The following is a 16,008-nucleotide window of genomic DNA, read 5'->3' as shown; positions in this document are numbered from 1 at the left end:
TTCTGCATCAATGTTTCTGGAAGGCCGGGTGCCAGGACAGCGTCAGCCGTTCCAGCCCGCGTACGCTGTCGGCCAGCTTTCCAAGCAGCGCGTAGATCAGGATGGAGAGCACCACGACATCGATCAGCATGAATTCGCGCGCCTGCATCGCCATGTAGCCGAGGCCGGACGACGCTGCGATGGTTTCCGCCACGATCAGGGTCAGCCACATGATGCCGAGCGCAAAGCGCAGGCCGACGAAGATCGACGGCAATGCCCCCGGAAAGATCACCCGGCGGAACAATTCGCCGTCGGTCATGCCGTAGATGCGTCCCATCTCGATCAGCTGCGGATCGACGGTGCGGATGCCGTGCAGCGTGTTGAGGTAGATCGGAAAGAACACCCCGAGTGCGACCAGGAACAGTTTTGCGGACTCATCGATGCCGAACCACAGAATCACCAGCGGGATCAGCGCCAGATGCGGAATGTTGCGCACCATCTGCAAGGTCGTGTCAGTCAACTTGCTGGAGAGTTGCGACAGGCCGTTGGCGAGGCCGAAGGCAAAGCCGATGCTGCCGCCGATCAGGAAGCCGACGCTGGCCCGCCAGAAACTGACCCAGATGTTGCGTGCCAGTTCCCCTGACAGCAACAGCTTCCATCCCGCCAGCGCCACATCGCTCGGCGCCGGCAGCACGCGCGCCGAGACGAAGCCGGTCACGCACGCAACTTGCCAGATCAGGATGATCGCAAGCGGCACGATCCATGGAATGAGACCGTCGGCGCGCGGCAGGCGCAGGCGTCGGACACGCGGAAGGCTTTCGATCAGGCTCATGATTGCGACGCCTTGACGAGGGGACGATGTGCATTGGCGATGGTCTCGCCGAACGGGCCGGTGTTGACGCGGATCGGCGTCACATTGTTCGGCTGCTGCAGCGACAACAGCGGAAACACCAGTTCGGCGAAGCGATAGGCCTCCTCCAGATGCGGATAACCCGACATGATGAAGGTATCGATGCCGACGTCCTGATATTCACGGATCCGCGCCGCCACCGTGGCGGGATCGCCGACCAGCGCCGTCCCTGCCCCGCCGCGCACCAGCCCAACGCCGGCCCAGAGATTGGGGCTGATTTCAAGCTTTGTCGCGACGTCCGCCATGCAGCTGCGCCATGCGCTGCTGGCCGACCGAATCCATCCGGGAAAATATCTTCTGCGCCGAGGCGACGGTCTCGTCGGTGACGTGCTGGATCAGCTCATCCGCCGCCTTCCAGGCTTCAGCATTGGTCTCGCGCACGATCACATGCAGGCGGATGCCGAACGAGAGTTTTCGCCCGCGCGCTTCGGCAACCGCTTTCACCCGGTTGATCTTCTCGGCCACCTGCGCCGGCGGCTCGCCCCAGGTCAGATCGGCAAGTTCGGCGACGCCACCGACTGGGTCCACGCCGAAAAGCAAAGGCGCGAAAAGCGCGAGCCACTGCCGACCACGCCGCCGGTTCCGGGCAGCCTGCGTTGGTACTGGACTCTCTACAGGCAGAGTGACCGCTGGCTTGGCAATCCGGCGATTGGCGAGGAAGGGCTGGCCGAAAGCACGCGAGACGCGCGGACCGGGCTGATTGAGCCACTGCTCCATGACAACGGCGAGCGACCGTTTGCTGCACTCATGCGCAGGGTATTGCGGGAGGAACTGAAGGCGCGCACGCCGGTTCAGGCCGGCAATCTATTGTCGGCGCTGCGCCACATGATCGGCTGGATGATCGACGAGGAGCACATCGAGCCGGATGACGACCCGACCATCGGACTGAAGAGTGGCAAGGCAAAAGCCTCGCGCGAGAGCGGTGGCTGGGCGCCGTGGACAGAAGAGGATATGGCGAAGTATCGGGCGCGCTGGCCGCTCGGCACCGAGGCGCGGTTGATGTTCGACATCCTCCACTACACTCACCTGCGGCTCGGCGATGCCTCTCGCTTTGGATCCGCCCACCTGCAGCGGACGTTGGAGACAATGATGGTCAAGGTCGCGACCGAGAAGAGCAAGGGCCACACCACGGCGACGGTGCCCGTGCATCGCGACTTCGCGGTCTCCCTGGCGGCGGCGCGCAATGCCGGCATCTTGGGAACCGGCGAGGTCTTCACCGGCAAACTGGTGAAGGGCGAGATCATGCCGATGAACAAGAAGGCGTGGGCGGCAAAGTTCAAGAAGTTTGCTCGGCTGGCCTGCGTCAACGAGCCCAAAAAGAATTGCCATGGCGTGCGCAAGGCGCGCGCCGAAGTCGCGGCCTACTCGGAGTGCACGGAAGCGCAGATGATGGCGATGTTCGGCTGGCGCGATCACAAAATGCCGGCGCTCTACATCGCCAAAGCGAACCGGGACAAGCTTGCGATCAGCGGGATGGAGAAGATCGAGGCCTATGATCAAATGGAGAACATCGCCGATCTGGCGATGCCGACCAACCAGAACAGAATAGTAACTTTTGAGAGTAACCGGCGAAAAAAACCCTGAGATTTCAACGCCAAGTGTGGGGTGGTGCGCTCGGAGGGACTCGAACCCCCACGATGTTACTCACTGCCACCTCAAGGCAGCGCGTCTACCAATTCCGCCACGAGCGCTTGGGATACCGGCTGGAAGGATTGCAGCCCGCCGGATCAACGGCTGCGATGTAACAAATCAGGGATGCAGGGACAAGGCAGTTTTGCGCTCCGATCACTACCTGACATCAGGGGATTTCGGCAGCATTTGCTTGACTTCGACCGCGATGCGGTTGCGATCGACCAGCACCACGCCGGAAGCAATGGGCAAGTTATTGGCGAGGATCTTGACCTCGTCCGCCTCGGTGGCGTCCAGTTCGATAATGGCGCCGCGGGAAAGCCGCATCACCTGGTGGATGGGCATGGTGGTGGTGCCGAGCACCACCATGAGGTCGACGCTGACTTTATCGAGGGTGGCCACTTCTGAACCGCCAAACGGGGACTAAATGGGTGTGGTTCCCACCTGACCACGTTATGGTTAGCCAATGGTTAATGACCGCCAAAGCCTTGATTTGACGACCTTCGCGCAAGCCCAAGGCGGCGGAGGGGCCGAATGGCGGATTTCGGCGGAACCGGTACCCTATCCAGAGGCCGTGGCGGCAATGGAGGCCCGCGCGGCCGAGATCGCCGAGCGGAAGGCGACCGAACTGGTCTGGCTCCTGGAGCACCCCCCGCTCTACACTTCCGGCACCAGCGGCCGGCAGGACGACCTGCTCGAGCCGCGCTTTCCGCTGTTCACCACCGGCCGCGGCGGACAGCTCACCTATCACGGTCCCGGCCAGCGGGTGGCCTATGTGATGCTCGACCTCAAGCGGCGGCGGCCGGACGTGCGCGCCTATGTGGCGGGCCTTGAAGAATGGATCATCCGCACGTTAGACGCCTTCAACGTCCGCGGCGAGCGCCGCGAGGATCGTGTCGGCGTCTGGGTCAGGCGGCCCGACAAGGGTGTCGGCCACGAAGACAAGATCGCCGCGATCGGCGTGCGATTGCGGCGCTGGGTGTCGTTCCACGGCATCGCCCTCAATGTCGAGCCGGAGCTTTCGCATTTTTCGGCGATCATTCCCTGCGGCGTCGCCGATCCGCGTTACGGCGTCACCTCGTTGGTAGATCTCGGCCTGCCCGTGACGATGGAGGACGTCGATGTCGTGCTCCGGCGGGCGTTCCAGGAAGTGTTCGGAACGACGATGGCAGCCTTACCTGCGACAACGGCCTAAACTGTCGATCGGATGCCTGCGGCGATCGCCGCTCTCGCTTAAGGTCTTCTGTCACGGCAAGTGAGGCCACATATCAGAGGCAGGCGGTGAACAGCGGAGGTCGCGATGATGTCGCACAGGCTTCCCTTCGAGAACCGATGGACCAACAGAACGCAGGCTTGGGAATGGAATTGCGTACTTGACCGTCTGGGCGTGGCGAACGTGCGCGCCATGTTCGCAGATCACGAAGCTCATCACGCCGGCCGGCGTACCGTCATATTCGATATCCCGGCTGGATTTGTCGGGGATTGGCTTGCCTTCCACGATCGGCGCGCGGCGCGCCAACAACTTGTTTGGCGCGCTTCCGTGATTGCTCTCACGCTGATCGCGGCCACTGCTGCGGTGCTGGGCGCCCTGAGGGCGTGATACATGCACCCTGAAGTTCACGCCGCCTTCCGCGGCGCGACCTCGAGCTTTCCTGCGATGTAGCGACGCTCCTGGGTGAGGCCGCCGAAGCCGTAGGCATCGCTCTTCACTTCGTCAACATGGGCGTAGCTCTCCTCGTGCAGCGGCCCGAGCAGTTCGCCCATGCGCTGGAATAGCGCGGCGAGATAGGCCGCCCTTTCGTCCTTGGTGTTGGTGCCCTCGCTGACGTGAACGTCGAGCCAGAAGCTGGCGAGGCCCTGCTCGGCGAGCGATTGGCCGCCGGCGAACCAGTCGGCGGCATCGACCGACTTCACGATGACAGCGGTGACCTTCGGATCCTTGCGCAGGATTCGCGCGGTGAGATCGCTGACGGCGGACGCAATCTCGGCGTTCAGCGACGGCGCCGTGCGGACGCTGGAATAGGTGACGGTGATGAGCGGCATGGTCGTTCTCCTTGATGGGCGCGCTGGCATTGCGCTCCCTTCATCTAGACCCGCTGTCGTCATTTTGCTATCTTATCGTTCTTCATAACAATGATAATGGTTTCTGATGGCGCCATGAGCACGCTGGATATCGATACGGTGCAGGCGTTCCTGCTGGTCGCCGAACTGCAAGGTTTTACCCGCGCCGCCGAAGCGCTTGGCACGACGCAGGCCGCCGTCAGCATGAAGCTGCAGCGGCTGGAGAGCGTGGTGGGCCGGCGGCTGGTCGAGCGCTCGCCCCGGGCAGTCGCGCTGACCGCCGAGGGCGCGGCATTCCTGCCCTACGCCCGCGCGTTGATCGAGGCGCATGACCGTGCGCTGTCGGGCGACAAGCCCGCGCGTCCGCAACTGTCGCTCGGGATCTCCGATCACGCCGCAGGGCCCGAACTGGTGCCGCTGCTCGAACGGCTGCATGCCGTGTCATCGCAACTGGCGCTTTCCGTAACCATCGGCTTTTCGCGCCAGATGCTCGACGCCTACGATGCCGGCGAATTCGATGCCGTGGTGGTCCGTCAGGAAGGCAGCCGCCGCGGCGGCGAGAAGCTGACTGAAGACGGTTTTGGCTGGTTCGCCGCCAAAGGCCTGGCCTGGCGGCGCGGCGAGACGCTGCCGCTGGCGATGCTGGCGCCGCCCTGCGGCGTACGCGCGCTCGCGGTCCGTGCCCTCGACAAGGCCGGCATCGCATGGAGCGAGAGCTTTGTCGGCGGCGGTGTCACCGCCGTGGCCGCCGCGGCATTAGCCGGCGTCGCGGTAGCGCCACTGGCCCGGCGGATTGCGCCGGCCGGTCTGGTCGATATCGGGCCGGCCAAAGGGCTGCCGCGGCTCGCTTCCTCGAAGGTGATGCTGCACTCGAAGGTCAGCGATCCAACCAAGCTCGCGGCGCTACGGACATTGGCGGCGACGTTCAGAAGCGTGGCCGCAGTGCGGTAACCCACCATTTCGTTGAAAAAGCCGGACGGCCCTGGAACCAATCGGCAAGGCAAGCGTTTGCGCCAGTTAAATGGGCAGGTCGGATGTCGAAAAAAGATCAGCAGCAGCAAAGGGATCTATCCGAAAGCGAACGCAATTTCCGGCTCCTGGTTGAAGGCGTTTCCGACTACGCGCTTTACATGCTGGATCCAGCTGGAATCATTACGAGTTGGAACATCGGCGGCCAGCGGATCAAGGGTTACGCGCCCGCCGAAATCATCGGACAGCATTTCTCCCGGTTTTACACCGCCGTTGATCGTGCGAACGGCAAGCCGTTGCGCGCCTTGCGCATTGCCCGGGAACACGGCCGCTACGAGGAAGAAGGCTGGCGCGTTCGCAAGGACGGCACGTTCTTCTGGGCCAGCGTCGTCATCGACCCGATTTACGAGGACGGCAAGCTCGTCGGCTTCGCCAAGATCACCCGCGACATTACCGAGCGCCGCGAAGCCCAGCTCAAGCTCGAACAGATGCACCAGCAACTCGCGGAATCGCAAAAGTTCGATGCGCTCGGCCAACTGACCGGCGGCGTAGCTCATGACTTCAACAATCTCCTCATGATCGTCAGCGGCAGTCTTCACACATTGAAGAAAGCGGTGGGCAATGATCCCAAGTGCCTGCGGGCGCTATCGGCGATCGAAGGGGCGACCAAACGCGGCGCTTCCCTCACCAGCCAGTTGCTGACGTTCGCGCGGCGGCAGAGCGTCAATCCGCGAGCGATCAATGTCGCCGAGCGGATCGATGCGATGCGCGAGGTGCTCGATAGCGGCGTCGGCAGCGCGGTGACCTTGCAGTTCGAGGTCGACCCGGGCGTCTGGCCGGTGATGGTCGACGTCACCGAGTTCGAGACGGCGCTGGTCAACCTCGTCATCAACGCGCGCGACGCCATGACCGGCGGCGGCATCATCACGATATCGGCGCACAACGATGCGTCCGGCGAGGCGGATATCGGATATGTCGCGATCTCAGTGGAAGATAACGGCACCGGCATCGCGCCCGATGTGCTCGGCAAGATCTTCGATCCCTTCTTCACCACCAAGCCGATCGGCAAGGGCACGGGTCTCGGACTATCGCAGGTTCACGGCTTCGCCCATCAGGCCGGCGGAACAGTCAAGGTGGCGAGCGAGCTCGGCAAAGGCACGAAGATCACGATCCTGCTGCCTCGAAAGGAGGCTGCCGACGCGGCCGAGGACGTCGACGCGGGCGAAACCGGCGGAAGCGGCACCGTGCTGCTGGTGGAGGACAATCCTGATGTCGCAGCCGTCAGCACCGGCCTGCTCGAACAACTCGGCTACACCGTGCGCAGGGTAGCGAGCGCTGAAGCCGCGTTGCGCGAAATCGAGCTCGACGGAATAGATCTTGTCTTCTCCGACATCGTGATGCCCGGCAAAATGGACGGCCTCGGTCTGGCGCGCCATTTGAAGGCCGTCAGACCCGGACTGCCGATCCTCCTGACCAGCGGCTACAGCGATTCCGCGCGGAACGTGCGCGGCGACTTTCCGATTCTGCGCAAGCCCTACGAAATCCACGAACTCAGCCGAGCGATCGCGAAATTGCCGCGGTGACCGCGAGCTAGCGGGGCACTCACCCTCCTCACAAAATCGCCTCGAAGGCGCTGCGCAGCGTTTCGTGCCGGAACACAAAACCGTTGCTGAGCGCCTTGTTCGGCAAGACGCGCTGGCCGCCCAGCAGCAATTCATTGGCGAAATCGCCGCCGACACAGCGCAACAGCCCGCCGGGGATGCGGAACACCGCAGGCCGGCGCAGGCGGCGGCCAAGCTCTTCGGTAAATTTCAAATTGGTGACCGGGATCGGGGCCGTCGCATTGACCGGTCCTGAGATTTCCGGACGCGCGATGACATGGGCGATCAGGCGGACCAGGTCGTCGCGCTCGATCCACGACATCCACTGCCGGCCCGAGCCCAGCGGCCCGCCGAGGCCGAACTCGAACGGCGTCAGCATCCGCGTGATGAAGCCGCCGTCGGTGCCGATCACGAGGCCGATCCGCAAGTGGACCACCCGCACGCCGTGCTCTTCCGCCGGACGCGCTGCCTTCTCCCAGGCGTCGCAGAGTTCATGGCTGAAGCAGGCATGCGATTTGGCTGATTCCGTCAGCACCTGGTCCTGCCAGAGCCCGTACCAGCCGATCGCGGAGCCCGAGACCAGCACCGCCGGCTTGCGCTCAAGCCGCGCGATCAGGCGGACGACGTCGCCGGTCATGTTGATACGGGAATCCAGGATTTTGCGACGTTTGGCTTCGGTCCACAGCCCGTTGCCGATCGGCTCGCCCGCGAGATTAACAATCGCATCGATACGGGTATCGGCCGGAAGCTGATCGAGGCTCGTGATCAGCGTGATCGGCGGCGGCAGCCTGTCGGCTTTCGCAGGATTGCGCACCAGCGCAATCACCTGATGCCCCGCGCCGCTCAGGCCTGCCACCAGGCGGCTGCCGATGAAGCCGGTAGCGCCGGTGACCAGCACCGTCTGCCGGTCGGGCAGTTTCTCGACCAGGCTTGCCGCCGGCGCACTCGTCATTCGCGAAAGACGCTTTGACGCCGTGAAATCGCGCAGCCCGCACAGGGCAGCGCCGACGGCCGCAGCCGCCGCGATCAAGCTGAGCCATCCTGTGTAAGCCAATTTGACGCCGGTCGGCTGCCCCGCCCAGCCGACCAGGACCGGCAGCAGCAGCACCAGAATGGCGCCGTAATTGATCGCGAGCAGCGTATGATTGATGCGTTCGCTGGCCGGCAATTTCCGGCTCATGTCCTCCTCGACGAAATCCATCAGCGTGATGACGATTTCCGCAACCAGCACCACGATGATGAGCATGGCGAAGACGCCTTGCACTTCCAGCCAGCCCAGCACCAGGAACAAGAGCGCGTAGAGCATGTTGCGCAACGCATGAAGCTGCAGCTCATAGCGCTGCGATGGTCGCCATGCGAGCCGCTCCGTCAGCTCATGGTGGTAGAACGTGTCGAACACGCCCATCACTACCTGAATGGCGATCAGGATCCAAAGCAGCGACGTCACGATGCGGCCTCCATGAACACGGCGGACTGACGAATGAGCCTGCCAAGGCGGGGGTGAACGACCTCGAGCGTGAAGCGGAACGTGCCGCCGCCGAGGTCGGAATGGGTCACGGTGAGATCGCCGGGCGTGAGCCAGGGCGGCAGCGGCAACCGCAACGGCCCGATCTGCACGGAATAGCCGACGCTGCGAAACACCAGCGCTTCGTGCTCAACGGAAATGCGCAGCGCCATGCTGACGCCGTAGCCGACATATTCTTCGAGCCCGGTCGGCCCGGCGAACCGTTTCGCGGAATGGATGACCTGCGGAAAGCCGTTGCTGCGCGTGCAGATGCGGGTCCAGATCTGGCCGCCGCTCGCTGCATCTTCGGTCACCATTACGGCCATCGCGACGCCAGTCTCAGAGCACAGCGGAAACGGCCCGCCGATCACGCGCGCGAGCTGCGCCAGCCACCAGCCGGCGCGGCTAAAACTCGCCTCCTCCACCGTGCCGACATAGACGACCGTCTCGCCATCGGCAAAACGCTTGGAAAAACGCCGCCAGATCGCCAGCGGCAGACGGCCCCACTCCTCGTCGGGCAACAGATCGTGGAAGCGGTGGTCGTCGAGCAGGATGGCGTTCGAGGCAGGCGTTGCGGAAGACCTTTGTACTCTTGTGGATGCCATCACACGCTCCTGCCCTGCCCTCTGCCCTATTTGGACTTGCCCGCCGGCAGGAAGCTGACGATCTTCTCGCCAAGCTTGATCAGCGCGACCAACCTCGGCCGCGGCACGTTGAGCATCTGCGTGTACCAACGGTCGACCAGTTCGGTGAAAGCCAGCATTTCCTTCAGCCGTTTGGCGGCGACCGGGCTGATGGTTGGATCGTCAGCCGCGTCGGAAACGCAGGCGCGCAGCGCATCGATGGCCGGATCGATCTCGCGCTCCTTGCGGCGGGCGGCGATCCGCGCCGCCACTTCCCAGATGTCGGTCTCCGCCTCGAAATGATCGCGCCGGTCACCGAGGATTGGCACCCGCCGGATCAAATTCCAGGCCAGCAATTCCTTGATGGAGTTCGAGACATTTGATCGCGCCATGCCGAGCGTCTCGGCGATGTCCTCGGCGGTCATCGGCGCCTCGGCGAGATACAGCAGGCCATGGATCTGGCTGACCGAGCGGTTGACGCCCCACTCGTCCCCCATGTCGCCCCAGTGCAGGATGAACCGCTCGACGACGGCAGGGAGTTTCTTTTTGTCGGGTATTTCTGTCATGACAGAAATATCTGACGAAACTGAGTGGATGTCAACCGCCGCAAGGCGGCCATTGCATTTCGCCGCTGCGCCCGCTGCAGTCATCCTCCCGACGTGGCGCCGTCCCGTGGTTCCCGCAATGGAACCGTTCTCGCACCTGGGTTCCGTTGTTTCCCGATCGATCTGTTAACCCCTCAGTACCGGTCGCGGCTTAGATTCGCTCGCGCGCCACTGGCAATCTGCGCGGTCATCAAGGCACGGAATGCCCCATCGAAATCCTCCAGACCCCGGCGGACCGCTGCGGCGGGTAACATCGACGTCCCTGGTCAATCACCTTCGCGCTCGTCATGACCGCCTGCGTGCTCGGCGTCATGGCCTGGAAGGCGCTCGACGCCAAGAAAGCGGCGTTGGCGAACGGCAGCGCCGAGATCCAGAACCTCGCCCATTCGCTTTCCGAGCATGCCTCGCACACCATCCAGGCGGTCGATATCGCGATGGCCGGAATGGTGGACTTGCTGAAATACAGGGATCCCGATCCGGACCGGTTCAACAGGTACTTGGCCGAAACGGCGAAAACGCTGCCCCAATTGCGTGGCATCGGCGTCGCGGATGCCAATGGCAACTGGACCTATTCGTCACTGGCGGAGACACCGCGCCATACCATCGCGGATCGCAGCTATTTCGCCTACCATCGTGACAAACCGGACAACGCGCTTCGGATCAGCGAACTGATGCAGTCCCGTGTGGACGAGCGATCCTCCATGATCGTTCTTTCGAAACGCATTACCAAGCTCGACGGCAGTTTTGGCGGGGTCGTCGCCGCGGCGATCGACAAGGATTACTTCAATAATTTTTACCGGACATTCCAGCTCGGCCCCGACGGCGGCATCAGCCTGATACGGAATGATGGTGCGCTCCTGATGCGCTGGCCGCAGTCGGACAAGAGCACGGATCTCTCCAAGACCGACCTGTTCAGGAAGCATCTCAAGCAAAGCTCGGTCGGATACTACAAGATCATCTCGCCGTTCGACGGCCTCGTGAAGCACCTCGGCTATGAGGTGACGCCGCACTACCCGATGGTGGTCACCGTAGCTATGTCGGAAGACTGGCTGCTTTCCGAATGGTGGAAGGGCTTGCGGACCGACGCCATCGTCGCCGGCGTCCTGCTGTGCATGATCCTGATGTTGGCGGCACTGCTTGCCCTGCAGTTCCACTTCCGTAGCATGACCGAGCGCACGCTGCGCGAACGCGAGGCGCACTATCGGTTGCTGGCCGACAACATCGCCGACATTATCATCATGATCGATGCCCGCAGCATGCTCCGTTATGTTTCCCGTTCCGTCGAGCCGGTGCTCGGGCTGCAGGCGAAGGACCTGATCGGAAAATCATGCTTCGACCTGGTTCACCCCGAGGATCGGGAAAGCGTCATGCAGGCAACCACGCGACTTAACGGTGTCGGTGGCGTCAGCACGGTCGTGTTCCGGCACTATCGCGGCGACGGAACGCTGGCGTGGGTCGAGAGCAAATTCAAGCTGGCGTCGGAGACCAGCGATCCCACGCGAGCGGAATTCCTCTGCGTCATTCGCGATGTCACCGAACGCAAGCGGATGGAGGATGAGCTGACCCAGCTCAACCGTCGCCTCACCCAGCTCGCCGCGACCGATGGACTCACCAGTCTGACCAACCGCCGCACCTTCGATGGTTTCCTGCGGCGCGAATACGAAGTCTGCCAAGAGATTTCGGTGCTGCTGTTCGATATCGACAATTTGAAGGGCTACAACGACACCTACGGACATCAGGCCGGCGACCGCTGCTTGCAGGCCGTGGCCAAGGTGATCGGCGACGCTACTGCCAATACCTCGGGTCTGTCCGCGCGCTATGGCGGCGAAGAATTCGCCGTGGTGTTGCCCAACAGTTCCGAGGACGACGCATTGAAGGTTGCCGAGGCCATCCGATTAACCGTTCGGGCGCTCGGCATTCCGAACACAGCCTCGAGCCGCGGCTACATCACCATCAGCGCAGGCGTTGCCGCCAGAACCCATTCGACGCTGGATGAAGCTGCTTTGGTCGGAGAGAGCTGACACCGCGCTCTACGAGGCCAAGCGCCTCGGCCGCAATCGCAGCATCGTGTATTCCTCGCTCGACCTGCAATACGTCGATAGCGCCTCCATCCAGCACGATGGCGAATTCGCGCCGGGCGAACGGACGCACTAGGGCGCGTGGCTGCTATTTGGTTGTGCAAGAGCGGCTCGCTCGATATCCGCTTTGCTACACGCGATGGGCCGATACCGGACTTATTCCACGATTTTCCAATAGGAGTCCTTGCGGATCACCTTTCCGTTGCGAAACGTGTAGAAGTCACAACCTCGGACCTCCTTCCTTGTGCCCTCGCGGGTGGTACCTGTGAGGGTCCATTTTGAGATGCCGGTCTCGGCAGTCGGATCCACAAAATGCTCATCGTTGCCGTAGTGGACGTCAGGCAGGCCTTCGAAGCGTGTTGCCAGCGCTTCTCGTACGTTCCGTTTGCCCTCGAAACGAGCCCCCCAAGGCTTGCTTCCCCGCGGCATCTCCAGGACGCAGTCGTCCGAAAAGAACGTCATGATGCGATCAAGATCGTGCGCGTTGAAGGCATCACATAGATCCGTCAGCGTCGATCGAATGTCCATCGCCCGTCTCCGCCCAGTCGGATAGTTGATATTTGCTCTGCGCGTTCGGTCTCCGAATAGGCCATCGGCGACTGGGTCGGTGGTCGGAGGCTTGCGAGAGCGGACCTGGTTCAAACAGGCATTGACGTTATATCGTCGGCAGCACCGAGAACCGCTCTCCTGCCCGCCGCAGCTTCAGCATCTCGGGATTGCCGGCGTTGTCCTGTATCGCCTCAACGCGCGCCGATGACGGTCCTCGCCGGCAAGCCGAGATCATCGCGGTCACCGGCTCCGCGGGACCCGCGAACACCGCCTCGACACGGCCGTCTCTGCGGTTGCGCACCCAGCCTTCAAGATCGCGCGCCCGTGCCGTGTCGTCGACCCAGGCGCGATAGCCGACGCCCTGCACCCGGCCGCTTATCGTGACATGACGAATGGCATCGCTCATTTATTCTTCAACCCGAGAAATGCGCCAGCGCGCGCCCTTACTTCGGCATCGCGCATGGCCCGGCTGGTCAACTCGGCAGACGCAAGGCCGTTCAAATTTTTCGGCGAGGTTCCCTCACGCAACGCCTTCAGCGTCTGGTAGACGGCCTGCGTGGCGGCGGCGAATGGCGCGTGGCCCTGCAGCGCGATCCGCACGCGCTGACCGGCGAGATAATCCAGCGCCGTCATGTCGTCGGGCGCACCACCGAGCACGATCGGCAGGCTCGTTGCGACGGAAATGGCTTCCAGCTCGCCCCGGCTCTTGACGCCCGTGAAGAACAGCGCATCGACGCCGGTGGCCTCATACGCCCTCGCACGTTCAATGGCGTCATCAAGGCCGGTGACGGACACGGCGCCGGTGCGTCCCATGATGACCAGCGAGGGATCGCTGCGGCCATCAAGCGCAGCCTTCATCTTGCCGACGCCCTCCTCCAGCGGGATCAATTGCGTTCCGGCCTGCCCGAACGCCGGAGGCAGCAGCGTGTCCTCAATCGTCAATCCGGCTGCGCCAGCCGCCTCGAGTTCCTGAACGGTGCGGCGGACGTTGAGCGCGTTGCCATAGCCGTGATCGGCATCGACGAGCACCGGCAGTGTCGAGGCGCGCGACATCCGCCGCATCTGCTCGGCGAGTTCGGTCAACGTGATCAGGGCAATGTCGGGATCGCCGAGAACGGCCAGCGAGGCCACCGAGCCGCCGAACATGCCGAGTTCGAAGCCGAGGTCTTCGGCAATGCGGATCGAAGTCGCGTCATAAACCGATCCTGGCCGGATGCAGGTGGAGCCGGCGAGGATGGAACGTAGTTTCTCTCGGCGCTGACGGAATGCCATAGTGTCCTCAGTGCTATCCGCCGTCATTGCGAGCGAAGCGACTTGGTCCGCCGTAGCTCGAAGAGCGAAGGCGGAAGCAATCCATCGTGCCGCGAAGGAAGTCTGGATTGCTTCGTCGCTGACGCTCCCTTGCGCAAACGCTTCGCGTTTGTCGCAGGCAATGACGGGGCTGCGTCTACGCAAACTCCAATATCAGCGCGTCCACCGCCAGTGTCGCGCCGGCCGCGGCATGGATCTTCTTCACGGTGCCGTCGCGTTCGGCGCGCAGCACGTTCTGCATCTTCATCGCCTCGACCACCGCCAATGTCTCGCCGGACTTGACCTCCTGCCCTTCGGCGACCGCAATCGACACCACGAGGCCGGGCATCGGGCACAGCAGCTTCTTGCCGGTGTCAGCCGCTGATGTCACCGGCATCAGCCGCGCAGCGGCGGCCTCGCTTTCGGTGAAGACGTTGACCGCAACTTCAACGCCCTGATGCGCGAGGCGGAAACCGTTCGGGATTGCGCGTACCTGCATCGCGACCAAGTGGCCGTCGATGGTGCCATGCCAGACCGGCTCGCCGGGCGTCCAGGCCGAGACCAGGTTGTGCGGGTTGCCGGGCAGGCCATCGGCGCCGATGAAGCGCACCGCGATGCCCTCGGCCTCGCGCGCTACGTCCAGCGCGATTTCTTCGCGACCGAGCCACACCGCACGGCGGCGTTCGCGCTGCACCAGACGGCCAGTCAACTGGCCGGAAATCTGGCGCTTGCGCTCGCCGAGCACGTGATCGATCGCGGCGCCCACGGCCGCCAGTCGCCGCGCAATCTCGCCTTCCGGCGGACGCGCCGCAAATCCCTTCGAGAATTCTTCCGCGATGAAGCCGGTCGAAAGCTTGCCCTCGCGCCAGCGCGGATGGTTCATCAGCGCCGACAGAAACGGAATGTTGTGCCTGATGCCATCGACGTAGAACGCGTCAAGCGCCGTGGCCTGCGCCTCGATGGCGGCGGCCCGTGATGGCGCATGCGTCACGAGCTTGGCAATCATCGGATCGTAATGGATCGAGATCTCGCCGCCCTCCTGCACGCCGGTGTCGTTGCGGATGGTAACGCCGTCCTGGCTCGCTTCTGCCGGCGGCCGGTATTTCACCAGCCGCCCGATGGAGGGCAGAAAGTTGCGGAACGGGTCCTCGGCATAGACGCGGGACTCCACGGCCCAGCCGGTTAGCGTGACGTCCTTCTGCGCGATCGAAAGCTTCTCGCCGGCCGCAACCCGGATCATATGCTCGACCAGATCGATGCCGGTCACCAGTTCGGTGACGGGATGCTCGACCTGCAGGCGGGTGTTCATCTCGAGGAAGTAAAAGCTCTTGTCCTGGCCGGCGACGAATTCGACGGTGCCGGCGGAATCGTAGTTCACAGCTTTTGCCAAGGCCACCGCCTGCTCGCCCATCTTGCGCCGGGTGGTCTCGTCGAGCAGCGGCGACGGCGCTTCCTCGATGACCTTCTGGTTACGGCGCTGGATCGAACATTCGCGCTCGCCGAGATGGATCACGTTGCCATGCTTGTCGCCGAGCACCTGTATCTCGATATGGCGGGGATCGACAATGAACTTTTCGATGAAGACGCGATCGTCGCCGAACGAGGATTTCGCTTCGGCCTTGGCGAGGTTGAAGCCCTCGGCGACTTCCTTCTTCGAATGCGCGATCCGCATGCCCTTGCCGCCGCCGCCGGCAGAGGCCTTGATCATCACGGGATAGCCGATCTCGTCGGCGATCTTCACCGCGTGCTTTTCGTCCTCGATCACGCCGAGATGGCCCGGCACGGTCGATACCTTGGCCTTCGCGGCGGCCTTCTTGGATTCGATCTTGTCGCCCATCGCGGCAATGGCGCCGGGATTGGGGCCGATGAAGACGATGCCGACCTTGGCGAGCTCGCGCGGAAATGCTTCTCGCTCGGACAGGAAGCCGTAGCCCGGATGTACCGCTTCTGCGCCGGTCTTGCGGCAGGCATCGATAATCCGGTCGATCAACAGATAGCTCTCGGCCGCTGCAGGCGGGCCGATTAGCACGGCCTTATCCGCCATTTCGACGTGAAGCGCGTCGCGGTCGGCTTCGGAATACACCGCGACCGTCTCTATCCCCATACGGCGCGCAGTCTTGATGACCCGGCAGGCGATCTCGCCGCGATTTGCGATCAGAATTCTCTTGAACATGTTCTTCTTGCTTGAGCTTTGGGCGGGATCCTCCCCC

The 16,008-nt window shown here is 63.2% G+C and carries 17 protein-coding genes, 1 tRNA gene and 1 pseudogene; 7 read left to right on the top strand and 12 right to left on the bottom strand.

The annotated features are described in order from the left end of the window. Positions 1–7 precede the first annotated feature (7 nt). Positions 8–811, bottom strand: coding sequence for an ABC transporter permease subunit (locus RX328_RS22005; RefSeq protein WP_213253982.1), 804 nt, complete (start codon positions 809–811; stop codon positions 8–10). Further along, a pseudogene (locus RX328_RS22000) lies at positions 808–1,384 on the bottom strand (LLM class flavin-dependent oxidoreductase); the annotation flags it as partial. The pseudogene RX328_RS22000 and the gene RX328_RS22005, both read right to left, overlap by 4 nt. A gap of 252 nt (positions 1,385–1,636) precedes the next feature. Between RX328_RS22000 and RX328_RS21995 the strand changes: the two are divergent. Next, positions 1,637–2,473, top strand: coding sequence for a hypothetical protein (locus tag RX328_RS21995; RefSeq protein WP_213253981.1), 837 nt, complete (start codon positions 1,637–1,639; stop codon positions 2,471–2,473). A 22-nt stretch (positions 2,474–2,495) separates the two neighbouring features. Here RX328_RS21995 and RX328_RS21990 read toward each other — a convergent pair. Continuing rightward, positions 2,496–2,580, bottom strand: a tRNA-Leu gene (locus RX328_RS21990). Positions 2,581–2,677: 97 nt separating this feature from the next. Further along, positions 2,678–2,920, bottom strand: a complete 243-nt coding sequence (locus RX328_RS21985) for a FliM/FliN family flagellar motor switch protein (RefSeq protein ID WP_027583831.1) — start codon at positions 2,918–2,920, stop codon at positions 2,678–2,680. A gap of 64 nt (positions 2,921–2,984) precedes the next feature. Here RX328_RS21985 and lipB point away from each other — a divergent pair, with 64 nt between their 5' ends. Together lipB and RX328_RS21975 are read left to right on the top strand one after the other, a co-directional pair. Further along, a complete protein-coding gene (gene lipB / locus RX328_RS21980; protein WP_213253980.1) occupies positions 2,985–3,713 on the top strand; it encodes a lipoyl(octanoyl) transferase LipB in 729 nt (242 codons plus the stop codon). Between the two features lie 105 nt (positions 3,714–3,818). Next, a complete protein-coding gene (locus RX328_RS21975; RefSeq protein WP_213253979.1) occupies positions 3,819–4,118 on the top strand; it encodes a hypothetical protein in 300 nt (99 codons plus the stop codon). A 17-nt stretch (positions 4,119–4,135) separates the two neighbouring features. On the opposite strand, the gene RX328_RS21970 is transcribed toward RX328_RS21975, so the two are convergent. Next, positions 4,136–4,561, bottom strand: coding sequence for a tautomerase family protein (locus RX328_RS21970; protein WP_213253978.1), 426 nt, complete (start codon positions 4,559–4,561; stop codon positions 4,136–4,138). A gap of 114 nt (positions 4,562–4,675) precedes the next feature. On the opposite strand from RX328_RS21970, the gene RX328_RS21965 reads away from it, so the two are divergent. Both RX328_RS21965 and RX328_RS21960 read left to right on the top strand, forming a co-directional pair. Beyond that, positions 4,676–5,530 (top strand): LysR family transcriptional regulator, encoded by an 855-nt coding sequence (locus RX328_RS21965; RefSeq protein ID WP_213253977.1) that lies wholly within the window; start codon positions 4,676–4,678, stop codon positions 5,528–5,530. 83 nt (positions 5,531–5,613) lie between these two features. After that, positions 5,614–7,131 (top strand): PAS domain-containing sensor histidine kinase, encoded by a 1,518-nt coding sequence (locus RX328_RS21960; protein WP_213253976.1) that lies wholly within the window; start codon positions 5,614–5,616, stop codon positions 7,129–7,131. A 28-nt stretch (positions 7,132–7,159) separates the two neighbouring features. On the opposite strand, the gene RX328_RS21955 is transcribed toward RX328_RS21960, so the two are convergent. From RX328_RS21955 to RX328_RS21945, 3 genes are read right to left on the bottom strand one after another with little or no spacing between them, the layout of a single operon-like run. Further along, positions 7,160–8,596: a TIGR01777 family oxidoreductase gene (locus RX328_RS21955; RefSeq protein ID WP_213253975.1), complete on the bottom strand. Its 1,437-nt coding sequence runs from the start codon at positions 8,594–8,596 to the stop codon at positions 7,160–7,162. After that, complete coding sequence (locus tag RX328_RS21950) at positions 8,593–9,258, bottom strand: DUF4166 domain-containing protein (RefSeq protein WP_213253974.1); 666 nt, start codon at positions 9,256–9,258, stop codon at positions 8,593–8,595. The genes RX328_RS21955 and RX328_RS21950 overlap by 4 nt, the downstream gene beginning before the upstream one ends. Before the next feature lie 26 nt (positions 9,259–9,284). Continuing rightward, the gene (locus RX328_RS21945) at positions 9,285–9,842 is read right to left on the bottom strand and encodes a GbsR/MarR family transcriptional regulator (RefSeq protein ID WP_213253973.1); all 558 of its coding nucleotides are present in this window, start codon (positions 9,840–9,842) and stop codon (positions 9,285–9,287) included. Positions 9,843–10,168: 326 nt separating this feature from the next. On the opposite strand from RX328_RS21945, the gene RX328_RS21940 reads away from it, so the two are divergent. Together RX328_RS21940 and RX328_RS21935 are read left to right on the top strand one after the other, a co-directional pair. After that, positions 10,169–11,902: a diguanylate cyclase domain-containing protein gene (locus RX328_RS21940; RefSeq protein ID WP_213253972.1), complete on the top strand. Its 1,734-nt coding sequence runs from the start codon at positions 10,169–10,171 to the stop codon at positions 11,900–11,902. Beyond that, positions 11,874–12,035 carry a hypothetical protein gene (locus RX328_RS21935; protein WP_213253971.1) on the top strand — a complete coding sequence of 54 codons (162 nt, stop codon included), beginning with the start codon at positions 11,874–11,876 and terminating at the stop codon, positions 12,033–12,035. The genes RX328_RS21940 and RX328_RS21935 overlap by 29 nt, the downstream gene beginning before the upstream one ends. A gap of 80 nt (positions 12,036–12,115) precedes the next feature. Here RX328_RS21935 and RX328_RS21930 read toward each other — a convergent pair whose 3' ends face one another. The 4 genes from RX328_RS21930 to RX328_RS21915 form a co-directional block, all read right to left on the bottom strand. Further along, a complete protein-coding gene (locus RX328_RS21930; RefSeq protein WP_213253970.1) occupies positions 12,116–12,487 on the bottom strand; it encodes a nuclear transport factor 2 family protein in 372 nt (123 codons plus the stop codon). A 127-nt stretch (positions 12,488–12,614) separates the two neighbouring features. Further along, positions 12,615–12,914 carry an acylphosphatase gene (locus tag RX328_RS21925; protein WP_213253969.1) on the bottom strand — a complete coding sequence of 100 codons (300 nt, stop codon included), beginning with the start codon at positions 12,912–12,914 and terminating at the stop codon, positions 12,615–12,617. Beyond that, positions 12,911–13,780 carry an oxaloacetate decarboxylase gene (locus tag RX328_RS21920; RefSeq protein WP_213253968.1) on the bottom strand — a complete coding sequence of 290 codons (870 nt, stop codon included), beginning with the start codon at positions 13,778–13,780 and terminating at the stop codon, positions 12,911–12,913. The genes RX328_RS21925 and RX328_RS21920 overlap by 4 nt, the downstream gene beginning before the upstream one ends. Positions 13,781–13,955: 175 nt before the next feature. Beyond that, positions 13,956–15,971, bottom strand: coding sequence for an acetyl/propionyl/methylcrotonyl-CoA carboxylase subunit alpha (locus tag RX328_RS21915; protein ID WP_213253967.1), 2,016 nt, complete (start codon positions 15,969–15,971; stop codon positions 13,956–13,958). Between the last annotated feature and the right edge of the window lie 37 nt (positions 15,972–16,008).

The sequence above is a fragment of the Bradyrhizobium sp. sBnM-33 genome, from assembly GCF_032917945.1.
Classification (GTDB): Bacteria; Pseudomonadota; Alphaproteobacteria; order Rhizobiales; family Xanthobacteraceae; genus Bradyrhizobium.
The sequence above is the reverse complement of the archived record's forward strand: the minus strand, read 5'-3'. Positions and strand labels throughout refer to the sequence as shown.